The following is an 8,068-nucleotide window of genomic DNA, read 5'->3' as shown; positions in this document are numbered from 1 at the left end:
GCAGAGGAGGTCGCGATCCCCGAACTCGCTGCGGCATAATCACAAACAGCTGATCCCGCACGGTGTCGAGAAACTCCACCACACAGCGGGACGTCACCGAAGTTGTGTGCTCTTCACCAAACAAGGAGGCCGCGAACTCGCCGATCGTTGTCGATCTCCGACATGGCGGCGACCCTGATGCTCGTCGACTTCCGCTCGGCCGCCTGATGACGGGTGTTCAGAAGTCGATCGTGTCACCCGGTTCGAGCGGGAGGTATTCGCCGCCTCCCTGCTCGGTCGCCCAGGCGAGCCGCGTGTTCGACAACGCCTTTCCGGCTTGCGAGAGCAGCATCTCGTGCGTCGGGAAGGCGCGACGCGGCGCGACCGCCTCGACATAGTCCATGGCCTCGCTGATCTTCATCCATGGTGCCGCCGCTGGTGCCGCGAGTACCTCGACCGCGACGCCCTCGGGTAGCGCGAACGAGTCGCCCCCGTAGTACAGCGCGTCGTTCACGAGCACGCCGACGTTGTCGATGACCGGGATCGACCGGTGGATGACCGCGTGCTTCCCGCCGAAGAATCGCAGTCGGAACGGTCCGGCCTCGACCTCGTCTCCGGCGTCGACGACCTCGACATCGAAGTCGGATGCCGCAGCCGCGACCCCCGCCGGACCGAATATCCGTACCGCCGTGTTCGCCTCGAGGATGCGACGGAGTTGGTCGGGAGTCCAATGGTCGTCGTGCTGATGGGTGATGACGACGGCCGCGGCGCCCGCGGACTCGGTGATCGGCGTCGTGAACTTGCCGGGGTCGATGAAGAGCAGGTCGCCCGAGTCCTCGATGACGAGGGCGGCGTGTTCGAGTTTCGTGAGGCGCATGCCTCGAGCCAACACCCGCGCGGCGACGCGGCGCAAGCCGTTGCCGGGCGCGGTCCCGCGTGCCTGCCAGAATCGCACCATGTCGCAATCGCCGAAGCGCCTCGTCGTCGCCGTGAACCCTGCGGCGTCGTTCGGGCGCAATCGGTGGGTCGGTGCAGCCGTCGTCGAGCGGCTCATCGCCGAGGGCTACGAGGTGTCGATGCTGCGCGAGGCGAACTTCGAGCTGCTGCGACGCGAGGCCGAGTCCGCGGTCGCGCAGGGCACTGACGGCGTCGTGGTGGTCGGCGGTGACGGCATGGCGTCGCTCGGCGTCAACCTCGTCGCCGAGACCGGGATCCCACTCGGCATCGTCGCGGCGGGCACCGGAAATGACCTCGCACGAGGCCTCGGCCTGCCGTTCGACGATCCCGCGGCGGCCATCGACGCGCTCGTCGACCGCCTCCGGCTTCCGTCGCGCCGTATCGATGCGGGGCTCATCCGCCATGGCGTGGGCTCGACGTGGTTCGCGTGCGTGGTCTCGGCGGGTTTCGACGCGGTCGTCAACGAGCGCGCGAACCGGATGTCGCGCCCGCGGGGGCCGAGTCGTTACACGCTCGCGATGCTCCGCGAACTCGCGACGTTCCGCCCGCGGCGGTACACGCTGACGATCGACGGCGCACGGCGCGAGCAGCGGGCGATGCTCGTGTCGGTCGCCAACAACTCATCGCTCGGCGGCGGCATGCGCATCGTGCCGCACGCCGACCTCGCCGACGGGTTGCTCGACGTGTTCATCGTGCATCCGCTCTCGCGAGCGCAGCTCATCGCCGTGTTCCCCAAGGTCTTCGCCGGCACGCACGTCGACCACCCCGCGGTCGAGTTCCTGACCGGGCGACAGGTCGTGATCGAGGCCGACGACGCCATCGCCTACGCCGACGGCGAGCGCATCGGCAAGCTCCCGATCGAGATCGAAGTCGTTCCCGGTGCGGTCGCGGTGTTCGGCTGACGACGACGGATGGTCCGGGGTGCGTCGATTTTGCGGAGGCAGCGGGCCTGTGTCATACTCTTCAAGTTGTCGATTCGGCCCCATCGTTTAGCGGCCTAGGACACCGCCCTCTCACGGCGGCAGCGCGGGTTCAAATCCCGCTGGGGTCACGCATGTGATTTCCGACAACACCTGAATGCCCTCGCTCCGGCGAGGGCATTCGGCGTTTCGGGGCGGGTCTCGCCCGCGACATCCGCCGCGATGCCGACGCGCGCTCAGCGCACCGTCTCGTTCCCGTGCTCAGCGCACACCCCGTGGCGTCGGATAGACTCGCGGATGCGAAGGGGAGTATCCCGCGGGGCAAGCGCCTCGACCCACGATCGTCAATACGAGCGCCGCTGTCGGCGCTCCGGTCGCGGGGGCCGTCACGGCGGAGCTGGGAGAGACTTTCGGACCTCCGCCGTCCCCGAATCCCCGAAAGGCTCCCTGTGCTCGAACTTCCCGTCTGGTTCGAAGTCGGATCGCTCGTCGTTCTGACCCTGATCCTCATCGCCGATCTGCTGCTCGTCATCAAGCGCCCGCACATCCCGTCGTTTCGCGAGTCGACCCTCTGGGTCGTCTTCTACGTGGTGCTCGCGCTCATCTTCTCCGTGCTGATGCTCGTGTTCGCGGGCGGCGAGTTCGCGGGGCAGTTCATCGCCGGTTGGCTGACGGAGTACAGCCTCTCGATCGACAACCTCTTCGTGTTCGTCATCATCATGGCGCGATTCTCGGTACCGAAGAAGATGCAGCAGGAGGTGCTCATGGTGGGCATCCTGCTCGCGTTGCTCTTCCGAGGCATCTTCATCCTGCTCGGCGCGCAGCTCATCGAGAACTTCAGCTGGGTCTTCTACATCTTCGGCGCCTGGCTCATCTGGACCGCGATCCAGCAGGCGTTCCTGCACCGCGAGGAGAACGCCGAGGAGAACGAGGGCGCACTCATCCGCATGCTCCGCAGGCGCGTGCGCATCTCCGACGACTACGACGGCATCAAGCTCAAGACCACGGTCGACGGCACCCGCATGTTCACGCCGATCCTCATCGTGTTCATCGCGATCGGCACGACCGACCTGCTCTTCGCACTCGACTCGATCCCCGCGATCTTCGGGATCACGCAGAGCGCGTTCATCGTCTTCACGGCGAACGTGTTCGCGCTCATGGGCCTGCGACAGCTGTACTTCCTCCTCGGCGGCCTGCTCGAGCGGCTCGAGTACCTCAAGTACGGCATCGCATTCATCCTCGCCTTCATCGGCGTGAAGCTCGTGCTGCACGCGATGCACGTCAACGAGTTGCCCTTCGTCAACGGCGGGCAGCCGATCGAATGGGCGCCTGAGATCTCGACGTGGGTCTCGCTCGGCGTGATCGTCGCGGCCATGGTCGTCGCCACCGTCGCGAGCCTCGTGAAGGCGCGTGTCGATGCGAACAGCCGCGGGCACAAGCTCATGGACGAGGTGCCGCACTTCACCGCTGAGGCCGATCGCGCCGACGAGGCCGACCGCGCCGAGCGATAGCCGTTCCACAGGGGGCCGCGAGCCCGCGCAGGAGTTGCTAGCGTGTATGGGCGACGCCGGCGGACACGCACCCAGTGCCGGCGTTCGGCAGAATGCCCCGACCCCGTGAAGGAGACCAGTGCCTGGTGACGTCGAGGGCATCGTCTCGCTGGCGCGCGGATCGGCACGCATCGCGCACTCAGCCCGCTCCGATGTCGGTCGCGTGCGCGCGGTGAACGAAGACGCATTCCTCGCCGAGGCCCCGGTGTACCTCGTGGCCGATGGCATGGGCGGGCACGCAAAGGGCGATGCTGCGAGCCAGGCGGTCGTGGCGACCTTCCAGCGGCACCTCGAGTCGGGGGTCCCGCCGACGCCCGCACAGGTGCTCGATGCGATCCACACCTCGAACGACGCGGTACGCGCGCTGAGCGACGAGGGCGAAGAGGGCACCGCCGTCGCCGGCACGACGCTCGCGGGCGTCGTGCTGGTCGACACCGGCGATGGCGTCGGATTCCACTGGATGGTCTTCAACATCGGGGACTCGCGCGTCTACTCGTGGGACGGCCGCCGGCTCGAGCAACTGAGCGTCGACCACTCCGCCGTGCAGGAACTCGTCGACGCGGGGCTGATCAGCCCCGATGACGCCGAGCGGCACCCGGACCGCAACGTGATCACGCGGGCGCTCGGTGCCGACGAGGTCGTCGACCCCGACATCTGGCTCATTCCGGCAGCCGGGCGGCAGATGTTCCTCGTGTGCTCCGACGGGCTCACGAAAGAGCTCGACGACGACCGGGTCGCGTCGATCCTCGCGGGCGACGCGGTGCACGCCGCAGGCATGGCCGGAGAACTCGTCGACGCGGCGCTCGAGCACGGCGGACGCGACAACGTCAGCGTCGTCGTCGTCGAATCGACGATCGGCGAGGGCGACGACGACGATGCCGATGCGACCCGCGACCGCGGACGCGAATCGGTCGAGACGACGAGGCCGCGAGGCGAAGGGGCCGCAGATGGCTGAATACCTGTCCGATGGATCGCGGCGACGCGTGGCCGGTGTGCGGCCGGGCGCCGTGCTGGTCGTCGACGGCGACCACGCCGCCGCGATCGTCGGCGAGCTGTGGCCGACGCTGTCGCCCGACTCGACGACCGCGGTGATCGAGCGGCTCACCGCGGGCGGGCTGAGCAGCACCCCCGACTTCGCGCTCGTCACGTGGACCGAGCACACCGCAGCCGGCGCAGTGCGCGTCCTCGTGCGGGGCGACTTCGAGGTCACCGCCGGGAGTGCGCGGATCTCAGGCGTCGACGTGTCGACGTGGACTGAGCGCCTGCTCGACGAGGCTGCCGAGTTCGAGATCGCGGCGCTCGGTGCCGGTGCCGGTGCCGGTGCCGTTGACGAGTGGAACCCGATCGTCGACGGCGTCGTGCCTGCCGGGCGCGTGGCCGTGCCCGCACGACCGACGTCATCCGCTCGAGCCGATGCGGCGGTGGCCGCGGCGGTGGCGGCGGTGGCGGCGCCGGTGATCAGCGCTGCCGGGACCCCGGCCATGCCGGCGCCGAACACGACCGCTGCCCTCTCGGCCCCGGTCATCGCACCCGCCGAGGTCGCGGCATCCGAGCACACGATCGCCCCCGTCGACGAAGCGACCGTGACCGACTTCATCGAGTCGATTCCCGCGCCGACGATCGCGGCGACGACGTCGAGCGATGAGGCAGCCCCGGGCGACCACGATGGGCTGACCATCGCGAGCGTCGACATCCGGCGGCTGCGTGCCGAGCGCGAGGCGGCGAAGCAGGTCGGTGACGCGACGCCTCTTTCCGCCGTCCGTCGCGAGAGCGCCGAACTCGCTGCACCGCAGCCGCAGCTGCGGCTGCCCGACGGCGCGATCGAGCCCATCGGCCACGAACTCGTGCTGGGCCGGGCGCCGAGCGTCAGCAAGGTCTCGGGCGGGCGGCTTCCGCGCCTCGTCACGATCGGGCACGGCGATCCCGACATCTCGCGCAGCCATGTGCGGCTGGCGCTCGAGGGCGGCACCGTCGTCGTCACCGACCTGCACTCGCGCAACGGCACGCTCGTCGTCGCACCGGGCAGGCCGCCCGTGAAGCTGCGTGCGGGGGAGCCGACGCCCGTGCTCATCGGCACGGTCGTCGACCTCGGTGGCGGCTGCACCCTCCAGGTCGTCGGCGCCTGATGCGCCGGGCACCGTCGTCACCACCGGAACTGCCCGGCTATACCTCGCACGGCCTGCTCGGCTCGGGCGGCTTCGCCGACGTCTTCCTCTACGAGCAGAAACTGCCACGGCGCAAGGTCGCCGTGAAGGTACTGCTCACCGAAGAACTCGGCCGCGACACACGGGCTCAGTTCGTCGCCGAGGCGAACCTCATGGCGCAGCTGTCGGCCCACCCGTTCATCGTCACGATCTTCCATGCCGACGTCTCGACCGACGGGCGCCCGTACTTCGTCATGGAGTACTGCTCGGGGCCGAGCCTCTCGGAGCGCTACAAGCGCCGGCCGTTCACGATCGAAGACGCCCTGCGCACCGGTGTGCGGCTCGCCGGCGCGATCGCCACGGCACACGGCGCCGGCATCCTGCACCGCGACATCAAGCCCGCGAACGTGCTGACGAACGCCTACGGGTGGCCGGCGCTCACCGACTTCGGCATCTCGTCGAACCTCGACGGCGAGCTCCCGGTGCACACCGTCACCGCCCCCGACGCCACGGCGACCGGGTCGGGTCAGTCGGCGGTGGGCATGAGCGTGCCGTGGTCGCCGCCCGAGATGTTCGAGGACGACCCGAAGCCCGACACCCGCAGCGACGTATTCTCGCTCGCTGCCACGGTGTACACGCTCGTCGCGGGACGCTCACCGTTCGAGATCCCGGGCAGGCCGAACGGCTCGCTCGACCTCATGGGGCGCATCGAGCGCGGCGCGATCACGCCCATCGACCGTGCCGACGTGCCGCGCAGCCTGACGGCCGTCCTCGCCAAGGGCATGGCCACGCGGCGCGACGATCGCTTCCCGAGCGCGGTCGAGTTCGCCCGGGCGCTGCAGCGCGTCGAACTCGAGCTCGGGTACGGGGCGACGAGCATCGAGGTGCCGAACCTCGCGACCTCGCGCGAGGCGTCCGCAGACGACGATGCGGCCGATGCCACCCGCGCGCGATCGGTGCGCACGGTCGAGGCCCAGTCGCCGCGCAGCTCGCCGATCGCGCCCACCCCGATCACTGCGCCGGCACCCGTCGACGACGACCGCACGCGTGCCAGGACTCCCCAGCAGATCGCGGCGCAACCCGTGACGGGCGCCGCCGTACCGGCATCCGCCACGCCGGTCGACGACGGCACCGTCGTGCGCGGGCGAGCCACGTCCGTCGGAGCCGACGCTCCCGCCGGCGATGCGCCCGACGCCACCGTGGTACGGCCGCGTCGGGCGTCGGCGTCGCCCGCGTCGCCGACCTTCACCCCGTCGCCCGTGGACCCCGGGTCACGCGACCAGACCGTTCCGCGGCGCTCGAAGATCGGGCTCATCATCGGTGCGGCAGCGGCCCTGGTCGTCGCAGGCGTGGTCGGGGTGTCGATCGCGATGTCGGGGAGCGTCGCGCCCCCGGCTGCCGAGACCGGGCCTGCATCGCCCGGCGAGGATGCCGTCATCGCCGCGACGGTTCCCGCGCCCACCGTCGAACCCGGCGCCGTGAGCGCAGACGGGACATCCGTCGCCTTCGCCGTTACGCATGACGGCGCCGAAGACGGCGACCGGTACCGTTGGAAGCGCGCTGACGGCAGCGGCCAGACCGAGGTGACCGAGGGGCCCACCATCACGGTGGCCGATGCGGGTGCGGCGAGCGTGTGCATCGACGTGCAGGTGCAACGCGGAAGCAAGACGTCAGAGCCGGTGAGGGGATGCTCCGGATGAGGCCGTTGAAGGTCGAGTACTGCGGCGAGTGGTACACCGTCGAGGCAGGGGAGCCATTCACCATCGGCCGCGAGTCCGACCTCACGATCGACGACAACCCCTACCTGCACCGCACGTTCCTGACGCTCTCGTCCGAGTACGGGCTCTGGTGGCTCGCGAACGTCGGGCAACTGCTCTCGGCGACCGTCTCCGACGCCACCGGCAGCGTGCAGGCGTGGGTCGCCCCCGGTGCCAAGCTGCCGCTGGTGTTCCAGACCGTGCACGTCATGTTCAGCGCCGGCGCGACCACCTACGACTTCACCGTGCACGCCGAAGAGGACTTCTACAACACCTCGCTCACGTCGACGAGCTCGGCGGGCAGCACGACGGTGCTGCCGGTGACGCTCACCACGAGCCAGCGTCAGCTCGTCGTCGCACTCGCCGAGAACCTGCTCGCCCAGCCGACCGCGGGCCGCGCCCCGGTGCCGAGCTCGGCCGAGGCCGCGGCGCGCCTCGGGTGGAGCATGACGACGTTCAACCGAAAGCTCGACAACGTGTGCGAGAAGCTCGACAAGCTCGGCGTCGAGGGGCTGCGAGGCGGGCGCGGCAAGCTCGCGACGAACCGTCGTGCGCGCCTCGTCGAGTACGCCGTGGCGACCCGGCTCGTGAGCGCCGATGACCTGGTGCTCCTCGACGGCGCAGGCGACGCCGACCCGTCTGCGGTGAACGATGCGTGAACACGCCCACGGGGAGACCTCCCCATTTCAGGGGACGAATGGCACATGTTAGGTTGAGGCCCGGCCCGCGAGTCTGAGTGGGCCCATCCGACGAGCCCTACC

7 protein-coding genes and 1 tRNA gene are annotated in these 8,068 nt (G+C 69.7%); 7 read left to right on the top strand and 1 reads right to left on the bottom strand.

What is annotated here, in order from left to right; genetic code table 11:
• Positions 1-217: 217 nt before the first annotated feature.
• The gene (locus LSF15_RS05245; RefSeq protein WP_232497457.1) at positions 218-856 is read right to left on the bottom strand and encodes an MBL fold metallo-hydrolase; all 639 of its coding nucleotides are present in this window, start codon (positions 854-856) and stop codon (positions 218-220) included.
• A 79-nt stretch (positions 857-935) separates the two neighbouring features.
• On the opposite strand from LSF15_RS05245, the gene LSF15_RS05240 reads away from it, so the two are divergent.
• The 7 genes from LSF15_RS05240 to LSF15_RS05210 all read left to right on the top strand — a co-directional run bounded on the left by LSF15_RS05240 (position 936) and on the right by LSF15_RS05210 (position 7,966).
• Positions 936-1,838, top strand: a complete 903-nt coding sequence (locus LSF15_RS05240; RefSeq protein ID WP_232497456.1) for a diacylglycerol/lipid kinase family protein — start codon at positions 936-938, stop codon at positions 1,836-1,838.
• A gap of 76 nt (positions 1,839-1,914) precedes the next feature.
• A tRNA-Glu gene (locus LSF15_RS05235) sits at positions 1,915-1,987 on the top strand.
• Between the two features lie 318 nt (positions 1,988-2,305).
• The gene (locus LSF15_RS05230) at positions 2,306-3,367 is read left to right on the top strand and encodes a TerC/Alx family metal homeostasis membrane protein (protein ID WP_232497455.1); all 1,062 of its coding nucleotides are present in this window, start codon (positions 2,306-2,308) and stop codon (positions 3,365-3,367) included.
• Positions 3,368-3,485: 118 nt separating this feature from the next.
• Positions 3,486-4,361, top strand: a complete 876-nt coding sequence (locus LSF15_RS05225) for a PP2C family protein-serine/threonine phosphatase (RefSeq protein ID WP_232497454.1) — start codon at positions 3,486-3,488, stop codon at positions 4,359-4,361.
• Positions 4,354-5,532: an FHA domain-containing protein gene (locus LSF15_RS05220; protein WP_232497453.1), complete on the top strand. Its 1,179-nt coding sequence runs from the start codon at positions 4,354-4,356 to the stop codon at positions 5,530-5,532. The genes LSF15_RS05225 and LSF15_RS05220 overlap by 8 nt, the downstream gene beginning before the upstream one ends.
• The gene (locus LSF15_RS05215; RefSeq protein WP_232497452.1) at positions 5,532-7,250 is read left to right on the top strand and encodes a serine/threonine-protein kinase; all 1,719 of its coding nucleotides are present in this window, start codon (positions 5,532-5,534) and stop codon (positions 7,248-7,250) included. The genes LSF15_RS05220 and LSF15_RS05215 overlap by 1 nt, the downstream gene beginning before the upstream one ends.
• Positions 7,247-7,966, top strand: a complete 720-nt coding sequence (locus LSF15_RS05210) for an FHA domain-containing protein (RefSeq protein WP_232497451.1) — start codon at positions 7,247-7,249, stop codon at positions 7,964-7,966. Before LSF15_RS05215 ends, LSF15_RS05210 begins: the two co-directional genes overlap by 4 nt.
• The last annotated feature ends 102 nt before the right edge of the window (positions 7,967-8,068 follow it).

Origin of the sequence: Agromyces humatus, assembly GCF_021228295.1 — a bacterium.
Lineage (GTDB): Bacteria > Actinomycetota > Actinomycetes > Actinomycetales > Microbacteriaceae > Agromyces > Agromyces humatus.
Note: the sequence above shows the minus strand (reverse complement) of the source record. Positions and strands in the feature narration are given on the sequence as shown.